The sequence below is a fragment of the Psychrobacter sp. PAMC 21119 genome (genome assembly GCF_000247495.1).
In the GTDB taxonomy this organism is placed as follows: domain Bacteria; phylum Pseudomonadota; class Gammaproteobacteria; order Pseudomonadales; family Moraxellaceae; genus Psychrobacter; species Psychrobacter glaciei.
The window spans coordinates 15,129-32,097 of sequence record NZ_AHVZ01000025.1 but is presented as its reverse complement, the minus strand read 5'-3'; the positions used below and the strand labels follow the sequence as shown (position 1 = coordinate 32,097).

Below are 16,969 nucleotides of genomic sequence, written 5' to 3'. Positions count from 1 at the left end.
GTAAGCAATGTTTACGATAATTGATCTAGCGTATATTCTTTGATTGCAAACTCACTGCTATTGCTCAATTTTTCACGTGCTTGCTCGGCTTGCGTGATGTTGCTAAAGACACCGACTACTTGATTGTCTACTTTATTCCCCAAAAGCACAAATACTGTATTATTTTGCGGTTTTTCTACATGAGCCCAATGATAAGCAGCAAGGCGTTTCATCAAGTCAGGGTTTTTGACCATGATGTTATCGCCCGTACGCCCTTCGGTACGGTTGTAATGGATAACATTCAAACGTAACAGCCAAAAAATAACGGCCGCTTTTGCCAGCATAACCGATAACGCACGTTTTTCATCGTTGCCAAGTGGACGTTTTGACTCATAGCCTTGTAAAAATGCCGCCATTTTATTGCGGTCAAAATTCACCGATTCGCCTTGTTCGGCATCGCCCCACGTGGTGCAAAAATCATTAATTGTAATGGCAATATCCATCACATAATGCTCGACGCTGACCTCGGTAAAGTCTAGCAATCCCGTTAAGCACTCTTCGCCTTTTTGGCTATTATTTAACGACAAGTTCCATAAGGTATTATCAGCAAACATGTCTAAATGACACAAGCCTTTTGGCAAAGTCGCAAGCGGCAAATCTGTATAAGATTGCCAAATATCACTCATGAGCTTAGCTTCGTCACCGGGCATAAACTGCATTTCACGGTCACGAACTTCTGACCATGGATACAAAGGTACGCCATATTCCTCAGCAGGTTGCAACGCCTGCAAGGTCTCGTGCAGCATCGCTAAGGCGGCACCGATTTCATGACACATCGCTTGCGTGGTTTGCTGTGGATGCGCGCCCGCTAAGCAAGGCACTAGAGTAATGGCTTTATTATCATACTGAATGACATAGCATTTTTCTTCGCTATCAACCAATGATAACGGCGCAGCGACCGGTAATTTACCATCTAATTGATTGAGGATAACGGCCATTTTTTCGATGTCTTCTGGTGGACGCTCTTCGAATAAGGTAAATACATAAGAGTGCGCACCATCTACGTCATCAGTTGTCTGAATAAACCAGTTAGAGTTTTTGATACCTTGGGTAATCGGAATGGCGCGTGCAAACGAGACGCCAAAGCGTTGACAAAAGGCGGCAAACTGATCATTGGTTAACTGGGTATAGACGGACATGACATCTCACTTTTGGCAATTAAATAAAAAGTTAAATAGGATAGATTTAAACAGCAATGGCGACAATTGTAACGCGCCTGAGCAAACGATAGCGAAAAGCGTAATAATCTTGCGAAAATCTGCCTGATATGGCGGTGATTTTGCTAGACTAGCGCATTGAGAGAATTGATTATAAGGTGAAAGACCCTATGTTAGCAAAGCGTATCATTCCTTGTTTGGACGTTGATAATGGCCGTGTGGTCAAAGGCGTGCAATTTGTCGATATCAAGGACGCAGGCGATCCTGTTGAAGTCGCCAAACGCTACAACGAACAAGGCGCAGATGAGATTACTTTTTTGGACATTACTGCCACCAACGATGAGCGCGATACCACTTATCATACGGTTGAGCGTATGGCAGAAACGGTATTTGTGCCATTAACCGTCGGTGGCGGTGTGCGTAAAATCGCTGATATCCGTAACTTGCTCAATGCTGGCGCGGATAAAGTCGCGATCAACTCAGCAGCAGTGTTTACCCCAGAATTCGTTGGCGAAGCGGCACAAAAATTCGGCAATCAATGTATCGTTGTCGCTATCGATGCCAAACGTGTTGCAGATATTGAAGTTGATGGCATCATCTTGCCGCGTTGGGAGATTTTCACCCATGGTGGTCGCAAGCCAACGGGTATCGATGCGGTTGCTTGGGCAAGCAAAATGGCTGAACTGGGTGCTGGCGAATTACTGGTCACCTCGATGGACGGTGATGGCACCAAAAAAGGCTATGATTTGGCCTTAATGAAGCAAATCACCAGCCGCGTCAATGTCCCTGTTATTGCCTCAGGCGGCGTCGGCAACCTACAGCATTTAGCAGAAGGCGTGTTAGAGGGCGGCGTCGATGCGGTGCTTGCCGCCAGTATTTTTCACTTCGGTGAGTACACCGTGCAGGAAGCCAAAGAATATATGGCAGCGCAAGGGATACAGATGCGCCTGTAATACGTTTGTAAAATGCAAATAAATTAGAAAAAATGTTATCATAGCGCTAACTGCTTATTATCATTTGGTTTTCGTTCATTTAACGGTCAATTCGTATACGTGATAACCAATCGAATAAGTTATACCATTCACAAAAATTAGAGTAGCAAGGAAAATGAGTGTAAGTACTACGCATTGTAGTACTGAACAAGTTTGACATAGCTAATCGTACTTTTTGGGTTTGGTGTTATTTGAATCTATCATTATATTTAGCTACTCCTACATTTTAATTAAAAGCCCATTAGGCGAAGGATATTTTTATGTCGAATTTACAACAGCAACGCAATGACGTGACTCATATTGATGGTAACTTACATCAGAATGAAGATGCCCGTATTGGTATCGTGGTTGGTCGTTTTAACGGTTTTGTCGTTGAATCATTGGTAGATGGTGCAATCGACGCCCTACTTCGTCATGGTGTTTTGGGTAGCAATATTACCGTTATTCGCGTTCCTGGTGCTTTCGAATTGCCATTGGTTGCTCAGCGCGCTGCTGAATCAGACCGTTTTGATGCCATCATTGCATTAGGCGCGATTATTCGTGGTAGCACGCCGCATTTCGACTTTGTCGCGAGTGAATCAGCTAAAGGCCTAAGCAGCGTTGCGATTGATTATAATATCCCAGTCGCGAATGGCGTATTGACGACCGACAGCATTGAGCAAGCGATTGAACGTTCTGGCACGAAAGCCGGTAACAAAGGCTCTGAAGCCGCTATGGTCGTGCTAGAGATGATTGCAGTGCTATCACAGCTAGACATCGATGACGATAGTGATGACGCTTAATTGAATGCGTTGCTCATTTATCAGCATTTGAATATTTTTGAGTCACGATTCAGCACCATTCTTTATCGATAAGTAGCATTGTTATTGATAAGTATTATTGTTGATTAAATCTGTTAGGGCTATGGTTACTGCGATAGCCCTAAGTATGTCATTTAAATGTTCAACAGCAGTATCTAAAACTGTCTGGTAAATTTGCCAGCCGACTACTATTTAACATTTTATTTTAAAACTTCTTATCTTAAAACTAGGTATAGACCCCCTATGACTGACCAACTCAAGCGCGCTATTAACGCTGCGAAAACCGCCCAAACCAATGATAGTCAAGCTGAAGCCACGCGTATTGCGAGCAGCAGTGCGGGTGATCAAACCTTCGATATGAGTGAGTCTTCTTACAAGACCAGTCACACCGCTATCCGTAAAGCGCGACGCTTTGCGATGCAAGGTCTATACGAATGGCTCGTCACTGATCGTCGCTTTGATGTAGACGGTAAGCTTGGTTGGAAAGCCAATGCGCCGCATGATATCGCTGCCCGTACGCGCGCGACCAATGCCATGCATACCGTACATATCGGCTATTATCATGAAATGATGCGCGATATTCCTGAGCAGATTGAGGCGTTAGATGCGCTTATTAGTCAGTATCTCGATCGTGAAATTGATAAACTCGATACCGTTGAACACGCTATTCTTTTGATTGGTTCTTATGAGCTGCAAAACCGTTTAGAAATCCCTTATAAAGTCGTGCTTGACGAAGCGATGAAGCTGAATAATCACTTTGGTGCCACTGACGCCCATAAACTGATTAATGCCGTCCTTGATAAAATGGCAGTTGAGCTGCGCGCTACCGAAGTAGAAGCAGATAGTAAAGCCAATCTACGCACCTCACAAAAAGCGGCCGCTAAACCGGTAGTAGAATCTGATACAGATAACAGTGCCGATACCCATGCTATGGAAGAAACACTCACTGCTTCAAACAAACCACGTATCAGTGCCAATAATGCTACCGTCAAACGTAGTAGCGTTAGTAAAGCCAGTGCAAATATTAGTGACTTTAAGGCGAGTAAGAAAGATGCTGCTGAAAACACGGTTGAAAACGACAGTGTTGAAACAGTGACTGCGGCAGAACCTATTGTAGAAGAAAGCATTGTCGAAGAAAGCATTGTCGAAGAGCGTATTGTTGAAAAAGATATCGTCGTTGATGAACAGCCTATTGAAGAAAATGTAGCTGCTGATGCTGTCAATGACGACAGCGATGAAGAAAATACCACAGCAGATACTGGTCTAACGGACTCTAATATTCTCAATGTTGACTCAGAAGAGACCACATCAGATGTTACTGCAACAGACGACACTGATACGAAAAGCCAAGACTAACCATGAATGAATTTGAGCTGATCGAGCGCATATTTTCACAAATGCAAGCGGCACATGCACCATTAATCGGTATCGAAAAAGGTATCGGCGATGATGCAGCCGTCATAGCATTGCCTGCAGGCTCGCGCTTGGTCAGCTGTATTGATACGCTGGTTCAAGGTCGTCACTTTCATGCCGACTGGCAACACATTGACGAATTGGCGTTTGCGATTGGTTATAAAGCCGTGGCGGTTAATGTCTCAGATATTGCCGCTATGGGCGCAACACCGCATAGTATACTGCTAGCATTAGCATTGCCTGAACGTTTAGCGAACGAGCAATGGCTGACTGAATTTGCCAAAGGCTTGTTTCATGCCTGCCAATTATTCGGGGTGACTCTCATTGGTGGTGATACCACACGCAGCGAGCGCTTAGTACTCAGCGTCAGCGCGCAAGGATTACTTGCCGCAGACACGCCAGCTATTTATCGCTCAGGGGCGCAAGTTGGTGATAAAGTCTACGTATCAGGGTCGCTCGGCGATGCCAGCTATGCCCTGCAACATCCTAACAGTGCTCAAGGCGTAGAGCTTGCCCATCGTTTGCATATGCCTACCCCGCGTATTGCCTTAGGGGCAGCACTGGCAAAAAATGGTGCAACCGCGATGATAGATATCTCTGATGGTCTTTATCAAGATCTTGGCCATATCTGCCAACAAAGCAGCGTTAGTATGCTGCTTAATCTGGAGCAGCTACCTACTAGCAAACCATTGGCAAGCGTAGATTTTTCTGAGCGCTTATTGTGTCAGCTGGCGGGTGGCGATGATTATGAATTGGCTTTTACTTTACCTGCGCATATTGAACCACCTACTGGCAACACGCTAGTCACCTGTATCGGTGAGGTGACTGCGATGACAAATCATAAAGACACAGACACATCGACCGCTTTACGTCCTGAGTTATTTTATCAAGGACAGCCAGTCACACCGACTCATCCCGCGCCGTTTTCTACATGGCCCACCCTTACCGGCTACCAACACTTCACAGGCTAATCCATGACTGATCACGACCTATCTAAGCCTGACATCAGCAAAGCCAATGACTGCCCTCCATTGCCCGTAAATGCTAGCCTGCTTGATCGTGTGGTTTATTGGCTCGGTATCGGTTTAGGTAGTGGCTTGCCACGCCGTGCTCCCGGCACTTGGGGGTCAGTTGGTGGCTTAATCGTCGCCATACCTCTAATGAGCTTAGGTTTTGTGCCATTTTTGATTATTACCATCTTGTCCTGCCTCATTGGCATTTGGATATGTGGTCGTACCTCAGAGCTAATGCAAGGTCATGATGATCCGCATATTGTTTGGGATGAATGGGCAGGCATTTGGATTACTTTACTGCCGTTTTCTTACATGGGGGTGTCTACTGCCAGTTTTTGGCAAGACATTTCACAAAATTTATCTATCATTGCACTTATCATCGCTTTTGTACTTTTTCGCTTTTTTGATATTATTAAGCCACCACCGATCGGTTGGGCAGACAAAAAAGTCGCCGGTGGTCTCGGTATTATGCTTGATGATATTATTGCTGGCGTAATGGCGGCAGCGGTATGGCTCGTTGTAATGCTCGGTATGCTGTTGTAGTCAATCCTCTATAGATCAGATACGGTGTCAGGCTCGCTTAGTCGACTGTTTCTAGTACTTTCACTTGCCTTTATGGTATCTAAACTATATTGAACCGACTACATAAACAGATACGCGGTTCGGCTTTTTTGTATGACTGACTATATAACCCTTTGTATAACCTTAAGTTACAAAGCTTGCACGGCATTACGTTTTTTTGCATGGGCGTTTGCGCTATAATCATAAATTATATTTTGTTACATTTAACGAGCTACTATGACCTCTCCTCTTTCTGTAATTATCCTAGCTGCTGGTAAAGGCACGCGCATGCAATCGGCCAAGCCAAAAGTGCTACAGACCCTAGCCGGTAAGTCTTTATTAAGTCACGTATTAGATACCTGTCACCAGCTGACTGTTGACGCAACTATCATCGTCCATGGTTTTGGTGGCGAGCAAGTAAAATCAGAAATTGCTAACCAATATACCCAATCCTCAATTACGTGGGTTGCCCAGACTGAACAGTTAGGGACAGGACATGCCGTTAAAGTGACCTTGTCTGATTTGCCAAAATCAGGGCAAAGCCTCATTCTATATGGTGATGTACCATTGGTTAGCTGCCAGACGCTAGCGGCATTAAAGGTGGCTAATACTGACGGTATGTCTATGCTGACACTTACTGTCGACAATCCGTTTGGATTGGGTCGCATCAAGCGTGACCAAGCAGGCAGTATCGAAGCCATCGTCGAGCAAAAAGATGCCAGCACCGATGAGCAAAGCATCCAAGAGATTAATAGCGGTATTTATTGCGTCGACAATACCCTACTACATAAATATCTGCCAAAGCTCTCTAACGATAATGCACAACAAGAGTATTATTTAACTGATATCGTTAAAATGGCCGTCGCTGATGGTGTTACGATTGCCGCGATTGAGCCTGAGCATACGTTTGAGATTGAAGGCGTCAATAACCGTCAACAGCTGGCTAGCTTAGAGCGCACATGGCAGGGTAAACTGGTTGCCGATTTGCAAGAAGCTGGTGTACAGTTTGCTGATCCGAGCCGCGTTGATATTCGTGGCACCTTAACAGCCGGTCAAGATGTATTCGTCGATGTCGGTGTGGTGTTCGAAGGCGACTGTACTTTGGGTGATAATGTTTATATCGAAGCAGGCTGTGTTATCAAAAATGCCCAAATTGGTAACGCCTGTCATATCAAACCGTATTGTGTGATTGATCGCGCCGAGGTTGGTGCAGGTGTTGATGTAGGGCCTTTCGCCCATTTGCGTCCTGAAACCGTATTGTCTGATAACAGTAAGGTCGGTAATTTTGTAGAAATTAAGAAATCGACCATCGGTCAAGGCAGTAAAGTCAATCACTTAAGCTATATCGGTGATGCAACCGTCGGTACAAGCGTCAATATCGGCGCTGGTGTCATCACCTGTAATTATGATGGTGTCAATAAATCACAGACTATCATCGAAGATAATGCCTTTATCGGCTCTAACGCTAGCCTAGTCGCGCCAGTCACCATTGGAGATACCGCAACGATTGCGGCAGGTTCAGTCATTACTAAAAATGTTGATAGTAAAGCATTAGCCTTTGGTCGCGCACGTCAAGTGCAAAAAAATGACTTTCAGCGTCCAATCAAAAAATAAATTTAAGGAATACTTATGTGCGGAATAGTTGGGGCAGTCGCTGAGCGTAATATCGCCAATATCTTGCTTGAAGGTCTTAAACGTTTAGAATATCGCGGCTATGACTCAGCTGGTTTGACAGTCATTCGTGATGGTGAGCTACACCGCGAGCGCCAAGTCGGCAAAGTACAAGCATTGGTCGATGCTGTCGCGGTCAATCCAGACGCTTTTGATGGTCATATTGGTATTGCGCATACACGCTGGGCCACGCATGGCGAACCTGCACAACGTAACGCCCATCCGCACGTATCAGGCAAGATTGCCGTGGTGCATAACGGTATCGTTGAGAACTATGCCGAGCTAAAAGAAACGCTGATGGCTAAGGGCTATGAATTCACCTCGCAAACTGATACCGAAGTCGTTGCGCATCTGATTCATGATATTTATAAAAACACGCCTGATTTATTAGAAGCGGTTCGTGCGGTTATTCCATTACTCCATGGTGCATTTGCGCTTGGTATTGTGCATATCGATTGCCCAGATGAGCTAATTACCGTACGTTTAGGCTCACCTCTCGTCATTGGTGTGGGTATCGGTGAGAACTTCATCGCCTCCGATCAGTTGGCGCTATTACCCGTTACCAACCGCTTTATGTATCTAGAAGAAGGTGACATTGCCAAGCTGACTCGCAATAGCATTAAGGTCTATGCAGATGGTGTTGAAGTGCAACGCCAGATACATGAGATTGATGCCGCCCAACATAATGCGGATAAAGGTGAGTTTAAGCATTATATGCTCAAAGAAATTTATGAGCAGCCGGACGCAGTGGCACGTACTATCGAGATGGCCATAAATAATAGTGAAACCTCTAAATTACGCGATGACTTTTTGCAGCGTCATGAAGTGCTACTAGCAGATATTCGCCATGTGCAAATCCTCGCTTGTGGTACCAGTTATCATGCGGGCATGGTAGCCAAATATTGGTTTGAAAGTCTGATACGGGTGCCCTGCTCAGTCGAAGTAGCCAGTGAGTTCCGTTATCGTAACCCTGTCGTCGTCGATAACACACTGGTCATTTGTATTTCTCAATCTGGTGAGACGGCTGATACCTTATCAGCGCTGCGTGATACCCAAAAACAAACCCCAGCAGGGCTAGTTAGCTTAGCCTTATGTAATGTACCGACCTCATCATTGGTACGTGAAACCGATATTTTCTTACCGACCCTCGCGGGACCTGAGATTGGTGTGGCGTCTACTAAAGCCTTTACCACGCAGCTGGTGGCATTAATGCTATTGGTATTAAAGATTGGGGTGGTTCAGCAACGTATGACTGGCGAGCGATTGAGCACATTACTCGGTGAGTTACAACAGCTACCTGGTCAGCTGCATGCCAGCTTAAACCTAGATGCGCCTATCAAAACCATGAGCGAAAGCTTTGAAGATAAGAAAAGCTGCCTGTTCCTAGGTCGTGGTCTTCAATTCCCAATCGCCTTGGAAGGCGCGTTAAAACTCAAAGAAATCTCTTATATTCATGCGGAAGGTTATGCCGCTGGTGAGCTTAAACATGGCCCATTAGCTTTGGTTGATAAGGATATGCCTATCGTGGTGCTTGCGCCCAAGGACAGCATGTTTGATAAGCTTAAAGCCAATATGCAAGAAGTTCATGCACGTCACGGTGAGCTATTCGTATTCGCTAGTGAAGCCAGTCAAATGGTCGCAGAAGATCGTTTACACGTGGTATATGTACCCGATGTTTGTGAGACGCTTGCCCCTATCGTCTATAGCGTGCCAGTACAGCTGCTGTCGTATCATGTTGCTGTGATGCGCGGTACAGATGTCGATCAGCCGCGTAATCTTGCTAAGTCAGTGACTGTCGAATAATATAAAACATTGATTTTAATATATTTGTAGGCGAGTAATAAAGTATCATCCTATTAACTCATATATTAACCCCTGCTATTGTTTAATAAAACATTAGCAGGGGTTTTTTATGCTCTCAAAAAAACAAGAGAAGTGGCTTAAAGAAGGCCGAGGTCAAGGTGAGCTTGCCGACTACAAACCTTGGATAAAAATCTCTGACATATCTTCAACAGTACGTTCTCACCGAACCTTTGGACATAAGAACCGTTAAATATAAAAAAAGCCTGCAAATATCCTACTTGATACCGGTTGCCACCCACAAATACCCCCCAATATCATCACGCCCGACGCTTTTTGCACATTGAAAAGCTGAGGTATTATCAAAATGGATCGTTCCAAACAACATATCAGTTTTCTGTCTTCTTGATTGTCTACTTTGATCATTGATCAACCGATATATCAAAGCCAGTTGCATCTTAAGACAGCTTAAACGTGTCTGTAGCAAAACAACAAGTCAAACCTAGTCTAATAAAATAACGATGGAAAAATACTTATATGAATTGTTCTATGCTAGGGCGTGTCCTCAATTCAATTGATCATATCTAAACGGGCTAAAAATGGCTAAATTTTGCCAAGCATCGTTAAATAGCTGGTTAATATCCTGATATTATCTGCGCTATTTTCCTCGTTTGACTGCAATTTATCTCATTTTTATCACCATTTTTAAAATGAGGACACGCCCTAGTAATTGTAGGCATAACACTTCTACTTTGAAGCAACTATATATAACAAAGGTTAATTTTATGAATCCTGAATTTTGGAAAGATGCATGGCAAAATAGCCAAACTAATTTTACTCAGAAAAAACCAAATCCCATGCTAATACATCATTTCAAAGCACTCAACACCCCTAAAAATGGTCGCGTTTTTGTGCCTTTATGCGGTAAGAGCGTGGATATGCTATGGTTTACCAGTCAGGGTTTTGACGTTATTGGTGTTGAGCTGTCAGAAATAGCAGTCATACAGTTTTTTGCCGAAAACGATTTGCAAGCGACAGTATCGCTACATCCAACTACCCCTAGCCTCACCTATTATCAAGCTGAACACGAAGGACAAACTCTCAAAATTTGGGTAGGTGATATCTTTGATTTAAAGCCTATCGACATCGGAATAATAGATGCTATTTATGATCGTGGTGCATTAGTTGCTTTTCCAGATATGAAGCCTGATAATCTACGTACACGCTATACACAGAAAATGATGGCGCTTAGTAATAGAGCAAGCCAACTTCTCTTATCTTTTGCTTATGACGGTGAAAAGCAGCGCAGCGATAATCATAAAAACTTACCTCCTTTCTTAGTGACACGATCTCAACTTGAACAATATTATGCTGAGTACTATGAGATAAACTTAATAGCCCAAGAAAAAGTAGACTATGTTTCTACCGCAGGTGATTCAGGATATCGTCTTGTCTATACATTAGTATCTAAAAAATAATATTCTACAAATCAATGCCTAACATCCATTACCAGTCTTGTTTGGGCAAGCTCATCAAGATACTGATCTATGATTTGAGTATTTTCTTTATCCAAATGTGCATCCCATTCATCAAGCATGACAATTGTACTTTGGTCGTCCTCTCTAATTTCTTGAATTTGTTTGATGAGTTGTTGTCCTGTTGAACCCTTATGGGCTTTATCTGTTTTGTAATTGAAATACAAATTGTGCTTGGCGGGTAAGTAGTAAGCCTGCTCTTGGTAGTGCTCTTTTAGTTTGAGCAACATACAAGATTTACCAACGCCATTGTTACCGACCAAGGTTACTCTACCTTGCTTGGGTAATTGTGTTAAATCAAAAATTCCCCCTGTTTGCTTCACACGTATTTGGTTTGCCTGAATGTAGGTATCTAAATCCACAGTAGTAGGTTTTAAGACCTCCAAAATGCCATCTAGCATCGTTTTAATAACGCCAATACTGGTATGGTAGCCAATCAAGGCATAGCACATTTGCAATAGCTGAATTTGTCTGGGCAACGTGGCAATTAGTACCGCTATCGTCGCAGCATCATGCCAGTTTTTATTGAGGATAAAAGCAGTGACCAGAAAGACTGGCAGCATCAGTATGATCATACCTAAGCTTGAATTAATGTGCTGAATCGATGTGGATTTGACGCTATTATTCTTTGCTGTTGAAAAGCTTTTTTGAACAATATTATTATAGAGCATGTAATTATGCTTATTGAAAATAACGACGTTATCCCAACTATCAAAAAGTTTAGCGGTTAAATTCAACCGTGATTGCTGATCTATTTTGGCAGCCGTTTTTAAAGCATGTCGTCTATAATGCACAAACGCAGAAGCAAAAATAATACCTACTGCATAACCAAGCAATAAGGTGCCATCCAAAAACCAAGCAATGACCAACACGTTAAATAAGACATTGAGTACCAACGCTGAAATATCAAAAACACTATCAATGACTGTTTCGAGGGTATAGTTGCTTTCTTGAGCGAGTGTTGTCGTTGCCGTACTCTGTAACTCGTCGCTAGATAACAAATAAGTCTTGCCTAAAAAGACAGCATGAAAATTATCGTTGTACAGCTTATGAGCGTCGTACTTAGCGCGTTCTGTATTGGTAACACAAAAATATGCAGGGACATAGACTGCTACTAAAGAGACGGCAAATAGCACCATATACAAAATTGAAATAGTGTCTTCGGTCAGACTTTGTGCAAGGCGAGCAATAAAGTACGTTGATGAAGCAACAATAATTTGCTGAATGAGCAAAAACAGCAATGCTATACGCAGATGCTTGTTTGAGACAATTTTATAGATTAAGATTTTTGATATCCCTTAAAATTAAAGCACGTGAATCTAGCAAAGAATGGCTTATTGCTGACGTACAATCTTATTATTAACTTTCAGAGTTTTTTGACTATACGTCAAGGGAACGAGTAGTTTAATGTCATATTGAGTAGTCATTGCTTATTTTCCAGTTAGTGACTTATAAGCAGTTACACACTTTTTATGAAAGGCTCTACAAACAAATTATGGAGACTTTACACCTCGAACTTCTATTTTCATAAGCTTAGCAAGTAGGCAGTGAGACGGTCCTTCAGTGATAAATTTACCAATATATTTTTTTTCCAAAGGCCGCGCCGAAATATCTCCGGTTTCTCCTATATTATACGTTTCGTTACCTACTGTTATCTGAGCGTCGCCTTTTGTATATTTCGTATATTTCGCTGGCAGTACAGGCGTATAAAGCTCATTATCTGCCTCAAATAATAAACAGTCGTTTTGCGTGACAAACTTACCTATTAAAAAGTATTCAACGGGTAGGTGATATCGTGCAGGGTCATCATAGTAAGTAAAGATTCCGCTGGGTATAGTGGATTTATCTATATCAGGCTCAGTTTCACTGTTATTTTCTTTCATACTACTTGTTGACGCACAACCAGCTAGCAGACAAGTTGCCACGATTACACTTAGTGTTTTATTCATCAGTGAAACCTTTAAGTTAAAAGTTATTTTCTTTATTCCTGATTTATTGGCTTATAGCTAGAGTAGCACCTATTTCAGAAAGGTAGTCAAGAGAAGATAGATATACGTTTGTAACTCCGTTAGTCACTGTACAGCCACTGAGTATATTTAAAATAACAGATATTAGAGTGGTTTTACCATTCTGATATCTATTATTTTGGTTTCCTCGTATAGCTCTTCATCACATTGCCCGTCAGACTCAAAACCAAATTTTTCATAGAAACTAATCGCAGATAGATTGGTTTTTAACACCCATAAAGATAGACTAGAGCAGCTATTACACTGAGAAGCGTCAACTAGGGCTGAGTCCATTAACTTAGTACCTATTCCTAATTTTTGGTACTGCGGTAAGAGATACAGAGTGGTTATTTCACACTCGTGATCTTTCTTAAAGTAAGAGATAAACCCTACAGCAGTATCCTCAGCATCATATGCTATCCAGGTCTTCACACCAGAGCTAGGTAATACCTTCTCCCACATTTTCATTTTTTGAGACAAGTTATTTTCTTGGTCTCTATATGTTTCGGGTAAAAGGTTCGAATACGTAGCATTCCAACTTTCAAAGTGTATATGAGCAATATCTGATACATCGTTCTGGTTTGCCTTGCGTATAAAAAACATGTGGCACTCCATCGTTAAAGGTTAGGGTAATACCATAGCGTAGCTAAAAATACATCATCTAAGATCCCTAAACAGCTTCGAGATTGTCGGAGACTAAATCTCATTCATCGAATCGCATAAAGGTAGCTTATGGCAACTCGGTTTTGGTAGTGACTTTTTACATTTATGCATAACACTGAAATAAGCTATCTTAGATATAAACTTTATCAATATCATCCTTTTTTAGCTTTTCGAATTCTTGCCATCTGATAGGCATTGACATACTCACCGTTGCGATAAGCATAATCCACCATCTCACCTTCTATCACAAAGCCCAAGCTTTTGTATAAACCAATGCCTCCGGTGTTATCAGTGTAAGTAGTAATCTCAATACGTCTTATATCCAACCAATTATCGGCCAAATCCAGCGCTGCAGTTATAAGTGCTCGCCCCACACCTTTTCCTTGTGATGTGGCTTTTACGCTGACCCCAAAGCTTGCTACATGGCGTCGACGCTTTGATGTCATGGTCTCAAGCCCCAGATTCCCCACCACTTCACCCTCAACTTCAGCTACCAATACATACATATTGTCAGGTATATCTGCTAGTCGTTTGCGCCACAGGGTTTTAGATGGTATAGGCAACTGCAAAGTATTTGCATATAAAGCCTCATCGGTATAAATGGCTTGCAATGCCTCTGCATCTTCTGGCTCAGCATGACGTATTTCAATTTTCATTATACTTATCCTTATATACGAATCATTGTGTAATTTGCATGTTGACTGATGTCGACTTTGGCAATGAGACGAACAATATTTTGCTATCGACAACCCAAATATTGAACCCTTAATTTATCCCAATTGACAGCAACTTGCCATAAAGGTTTAAGTTCCTACTAAGGTGTGTTGAACGCTTAGTATTGAAGTAAGACTCTTCCATTAAAGAGTGTCAATTCCATTGTAGAACTTCTTAATTTAGTCGATAATAATCTATTAAAAAAAGAATTGTGTTTATATTTATAACCAGATTTTTTTACCTCGTTTTATATGAAGTCTAATTTATTAATATCTTTTACAGGAAAAGCTCAATGTCTAACTTCAGATTGGCAGTAGCAGGATTTGCGACACTTATATTTATGAGTATAGGTTGCAGCAATAAAGAGTCTAATAGCGTTAATGAAGTCAAAGAAAACCCATCAGAAACCATAACAAATAAAATTCCAGAAGAAGCAGAAGTGCGTGGAATCTTTAAAAGAAGTTTTGAAATATATGAGCTGGATGCGAATGGCAAAGTCTACTATGTGGCAGATCCCAAACAGCTTTTGGTGGAAGACTCAAATGAAACTGGTCAAGATGACTATTACAAGTTGTTTGAAACTTGCGTGGTCGGAGTGATCGGCTCTGAAGGTGGTTACGGACCTACTGGTAAGTACGAAAACGAAATTACGGTTAGCAAAATCTGTGTATAAAGAAGAGTATCCCCTTACTTCAGCGTTTTGCTAATATGATGAGGCGTTAATTACAATAGGGATTGGTAATGATCTATTTGAAACCATTTATACCTGATGACTATGATTTTTTGAATAGCTGGATTAGTAATGAACATGAATTGATTCAATTTAGCGGTGGTATTTTTCAATACCCTATTGATAAAGAGCAAATAAAAGAATATTTAAACGATAGCCGAAGGTATTCATTTAAAGTTACTTTCACAGAAAGTCATGATAATGGGTTACTAAACACCCAAACTATAGGGATGGCAGAGATTTACCGTGAAGATAATAAGACTTCTAAGCTATGTAGAGTACTGATTGGTCATCCTGATATGCGAGGTAAAGGTTTAGGTAAAAAAATCATACGACTATTACTGAACAAGGCTTTCGATGATATGGCGTGTGAATATGTGCATTTGAATGTATATGATTGGAATGTGGGGGCTATTAAATGCTATGAGCAAGTTGGCTTTGTCAAAAACCCACTGATAAATCAACATGTAATGGTTGATGGTAAGCAATGGACGACTATTAATATGTCTATTGACAAATCTAGGTGGCAGTCTGCTATCTATGAATAAGTGTTATTAACTTTAATTAAACCACCCCGAGATTGTCATATACTTAAAACTCTGAGAGACAGCCGATAGTTCGATGCCTGTATAGCGCACAGAACATGTTCCCATAACAGAAGTTATTGTAAATGGTGGTTAGATTTGGATTAAAAGAAACTAAAAAGTTTCTTTAAAAGGCTTTTTTGAGACAGTGTTTTTGAATAGATGAATCTATATTTGTTGTTTTATAAGCCTCCTAGCTTTATATTTAGCGACCATAAACTGCGCTAATAGTATGCCTGTAAGCATTATTATGGCACCTATCACTTGGATTACAGATAAGTTCTCGCTCAAAAGTAAAGCTGCGAAAACAGTAGCAAAAATAACCTCTAAGGTTGCAATCTGACTTACAACTGCTGGCGCTAGGTACTGCTGCGCAGTTATGCCTGCTAGATAAGCAAAAACAGTAGATACTACAGACAGCCAGATCAGTAATACCCATAATGGTATATATAAGTCACCAATCAAAGCAACATCATGTACAACAGATAGCCAAGGAAAGCTGGTTATAGGACTCAAAATATTGAGAGCAATTGAACCTATAGACGTACCTAAAGCTGTTAGTACCAGAGGCTTATGAGTTTTTAGACCATGTTCCGATAGTAAGAACCTTGCAGCTAAAGCAATTGCTGTACCTAATCCTGCTACGACACCAATTACGTCTAAATGAAACCCTGACCAAGCTTCGCCTACCATGAATAAGCCTATAAGAACAGACGCCACGCCTATCCATATAGCTGGTGGAAAAGATATTTTTCGAACAAATCTTATCCATAAAATGATTAGTACTGGAGCAAGATATTCTAATAATAGGGCAATACCTACGGGTACTCTTGAAACTGCTACCGTATAAAGAAATTGGTTAACACAAAAAGCAAGTAGACCGAAGCTTATTAGCATAAGCCACTCTGAACGCGGTACTAGTAATTGTTTAGGATACTTAAATAGGACTAATAGTAGTAATAATAATGCAGCTACTGTCATTCTAGCTTGTGTAATCTGTAAGGCAGTCATATCAGCAGAAGCTAGAGCTTTTGTGACTGGAGCGCCAATGCCAAAAAATAGTGCTGAGCTTGCTGCTAGTAAGATACCAAAAATTGTAGGGTTGATAATTTTAGGCGATGTAGATTTCTTTATATCAGGTGCTTTAGTTTGCATTTAGACCCTCATAACTTATGATAGTGTTAAGTCTTATACCTAGAAAGGATGAGTGTTTAAAGGCGAGACAAAGCCATTATTTAACTAATCATTAAAGAGCCTCGAAGTCCCTGTGAGTGGTTGATACGATAATTAG

At 41.6% G+C, this 16,969-nt stretch carries 16 protein-coding genes; 10 read left to right on the top strand and 6 right to left on the bottom strand.

Annotated features, from left to right (window positions below; translation table 11 throughout):
- Positions 1-11 precede the first annotated feature (11 nt).
- Positions 12-1,178: a homoserine kinase gene (locus RH96_RS09900; RefSeq protein WP_010200528.1), complete on the bottom strand. Its 1,167-nt coding sequence runs from the start codon at positions 1,176-1,178 to the stop codon at positions 12-14.
- Positions 1,179-1,366: 188 nt separating this feature from the next.
- Between RH96_RS09900 and hisF the strand changes: the two genes are divergently transcribed.
- The 8 genes from hisF to RH96_RS09855 all read left to right on the top strand — a co-directional run bounded on the left by hisF (position 1,367) and on the right by RH96_RS09855 (position 10,924).
- Positions 1,367-2,149 carry an imidazole glycerol phosphate synthase subunit HisF gene (gene hisF / locus RH96_RS09895; protein ID WP_010200526.1) on the top strand — a complete coding sequence of 261 codons (783 nt, stop codon included), beginning with the start codon at positions 1,367-1,369 and terminating at the stop codon, positions 2,147-2,149.
- Between the two features lie 299 nt (positions 2,150-2,448).
- Complete coding sequence (ribE, locus tag RH96_RS09890) at positions 2,449-2,970, top strand: 6,7-dimethyl-8-ribityllumazine synthase (RefSeq protein WP_010200525.1); 522 nt, start codon at positions 2,449-2,451, stop codon at positions 2,968-2,970.
- Between the two features lie 261 nt (positions 2,971-3,231).
- Entirely contained in the window at positions 3,232-4,344 is a 1,113-nt protein-coding gene (nusB, locus tag RH96_RS14625) for a transcription antitermination factor NusB (RefSeq protein WP_010200524.1), read from the top strand.
- 2 nt (positions 4,345-4,346) lie between these two features.
- Entirely contained in the window at positions 4,347-5,372 is a 1,026-nt protein-coding gene (gene thiL / locus RH96_RS09880) for a thiamine-phosphate kinase (protein WP_010200523.1), read from the top strand.
- 3 nt (positions 5,373-5,375) lie between these two features.
- Complete coding sequence (locus RH96_RS09875) at positions 5,376-5,957, top strand: phosphatidylglycerophosphatase A (protein WP_010200521.1); 582 nt, start codon at positions 5,376-5,378, stop codon at positions 5,955-5,957.
- 255 nt (positions 5,958-6,212) lie between these two features.
- Entirely contained in the window at positions 6,213-7,589 is a 1,377-nt protein-coding gene (gene glmU / locus RH96_RS09870; protein WP_010200519.1) for a bifunctional UDP-N-acetylglucosamine diphosphorylase/glucosamine-1-phosphate N-acetyltransferase GlmU, read from the top strand.
- Positions 7,590-7,604: 15 nt separating this feature from the next.
- The gene (gene glmS, locus RH96_RS09865) at positions 7,605-9,449 is read left to right on the top strand and encodes a glutamine--fructose-6-phosphate transaminase (isomerizing) (RefSeq protein WP_010200517.1); all 1,845 of its coding nucleotides are present in this window, start codon (positions 7,605-7,607) and stop codon (positions 9,447-9,449) included.
- A gap of 782 nt (positions 9,450-10,231) precedes the next feature.
- On the top strand, positions 10,232-10,924 hold the full coding sequence (locus tag RH96_RS09855) for a thiopurine S-methyltransferase (RefSeq protein ID WP_010200515.1): 693 nt from the start codon (positions 10,232-10,234) through the stop codon (positions 10,922-10,924).
- 11 nt (positions 10,925-10,935) lie between these two features.
- Here RH96_RS09855 and RH96_RS09850 read toward each other — a convergent pair whose 3' ends face one another.
- The 4 genes from RH96_RS09850 to RH96_RS09835 all read right to left on the bottom strand — a co-directional run bounded on the left by RH96_RS09850 (position 10,936) and on the right by RH96_RS09835 (position 14,306).
- Positions 10,936-12,213, bottom strand: a complete 1,278-nt coding sequence (locus RH96_RS09850) for a hypothetical protein (protein WP_010200514.1) — start codon at positions 12,211-12,213, stop codon at positions 10,936-10,938.
- 261 nt (positions 12,214-12,474) lie between these two features.
- Positions 12,475-12,930 (bottom strand): hypothetical protein, encoded by a 456-nt coding sequence (locus tag RH96_RS09845; RefSeq protein ID WP_010200513.1) that lies wholly within the window; start codon positions 12,928-12,930, stop codon positions 12,475-12,477.
- A gap of 162 nt (positions 12,931-13,092) precedes the next feature.
- Complete coding sequence (locus RH96_RS09840; RefSeq protein ID WP_010200512.1) at positions 13,093-13,590, bottom strand: GNAT family N-acetyltransferase; 498 nt, start codon at positions 13,588-13,590, stop codon at positions 13,093-13,095.
- 212 nt (positions 13,591-13,802) lie between these two features.
- Entirely contained in the window at positions 13,803-14,306 is a 504-nt protein-coding gene (locus RH96_RS09835) for a GNAT family N-acetyltransferase (RefSeq protein WP_010200510.1), read from the bottom strand.
- A gap of 350 nt (positions 14,307-14,656) precedes the next feature.
- On the opposite strand from RH96_RS09835, the gene RH96_RS09830 reads away from it, so the two are divergent.
- Both RH96_RS09830 and RH96_RS09825 read left to right on the top strand, forming a co-directional pair.
- A complete protein-coding gene (locus RH96_RS09830; protein ID WP_010200509.1) occupies positions 14,657-15,037 on the top strand; it encodes a hypothetical protein in 381 nt (126 codons plus the stop codon).
- A 68-nt stretch (positions 15,038-15,105) separates the two neighbouring features.
- The gene (locus RH96_RS09825; RefSeq protein WP_010200507.1) at positions 15,106-15,642 is read left to right on the top strand and encodes a GNAT family N-acetyltransferase; all 537 of its coding nucleotides are present in this window, start codon (positions 15,106-15,108) and stop codon (positions 15,640-15,642) included.
- A gap of 204 nt (positions 15,643-15,846) precedes the next feature.
- Here RH96_RS09825 and RH96_RS09820 read toward each other — a convergent pair whose 3' ends face one another.
- Positions 15,847-16,833, bottom strand: a complete 987-nt coding sequence (locus tag RH96_RS09820) for an EamA family transporter (RefSeq protein ID WP_010200505.1) — start codon at positions 16,831-16,833, stop codon at positions 15,847-15,849.
- Between the last annotated feature and the right edge of the window lie 136 nt (positions 16,834-16,969).

Excerpts from the sequence above, each read along its gene's own strand:
- nusB (WP_010200524.1), top strand. The coding sequence starts at position 3,232 with ATGACTGACCAACTCAAGCGCGCTATTAACGCTGCGAAAACCGCCCAA.
- RH96_RS09835 (WP_010200510.1), bottom strand. The coding sequence starts at position 14,306 with ATGAAAATTGAAATACGTCATGCTGAGCCAGAAGATGCAGAGGCATTG.
- RH96_RS09855 (WP_010200515.1), top strand. The coding sequence starts at position 10,232 with ATGAATCCTGAATTTTGGAAAGATGCATGGCAAAATAGCCAAACTAAT.
- RH96_RS09840 (WP_010200512.1), bottom strand. The coding sequence starts at position 13,590 with ATGTTTTTTATACGCAAGGCAAACCAGAACGATGTATCAGATATTGCT.
- RH96_RS09845 (WP_010200513.1), bottom strand. The coding sequence starts at position 12,930 with ATGAATAAAACACTAAGTGTAATCGTGGCAACTTGTCTGCTAGCTGGT.
- RH96_RS09875 (WP_010200521.1), top strand. The coding sequence starts at position 5,376 with ATGACTGATCACGACCTATCTAAGCCTGACATCAGCAAAGCCAATGAC.
- glmU (WP_010200519.1), top strand. The coding sequence starts at position 6,213 with ATGACCTCTCCTCTTTCTGTAATTATCCTAGCTGCTGGTAAAGGCACG.
- RH96_RS09820 (WP_010200505.1), bottom strand. The coding sequence starts at position 16,833 with ATGCAAACTAAAGCACCTGATATAAAGAAATCTACATCGCCTAAAATT.
- ribE (WP_010200525.1), top strand. The coding sequence starts at position 2,449 with ATGTCGAATTTACAACAGCAACGCAATGACGTGACTCATATTGATGGT.
- RH96_RS09830 (WP_010200509.1), top strand. The coding sequence starts at position 14,657 with ATGTCTAACTTCAGATTGGCAGTAGCAGGATTTGCGACACTTATATTT.
- glmS (WP_010200517.1), top strand. The coding sequence starts at position 7,605 with ATGTGCGGAATAGTTGGGGCAGTCGCTGAGCGTAATATCGCCAATATC.
- hisF (WP_010200526.1), top strand. The coding sequence starts at position 1,367 with ATGTTAGCAAAGCGTATCATTCCTTGTTTGGACGTTGATAATGGCCGT.
- thiL (WP_010200523.1), top strand. The coding sequence starts at position 4,347 with ATGAATGAATTTGAGCTGATCGAGCGCATATTTTCACAAATGCAAGCG.
- RH96_RS09900 (WP_010200528.1), bottom strand. The coding sequence starts at position 1,178 with ATGTCCGTCTATACCCAGTTAACCAATGATCAGTTTGCCGCCTTTTGT.
- RH96_RS09825 (WP_010200507.1), top strand. The coding sequence starts at position 15,106 with ATGATCTATTTGAAACCATTTATACCTGATGACTATGATTTTTTGAAT.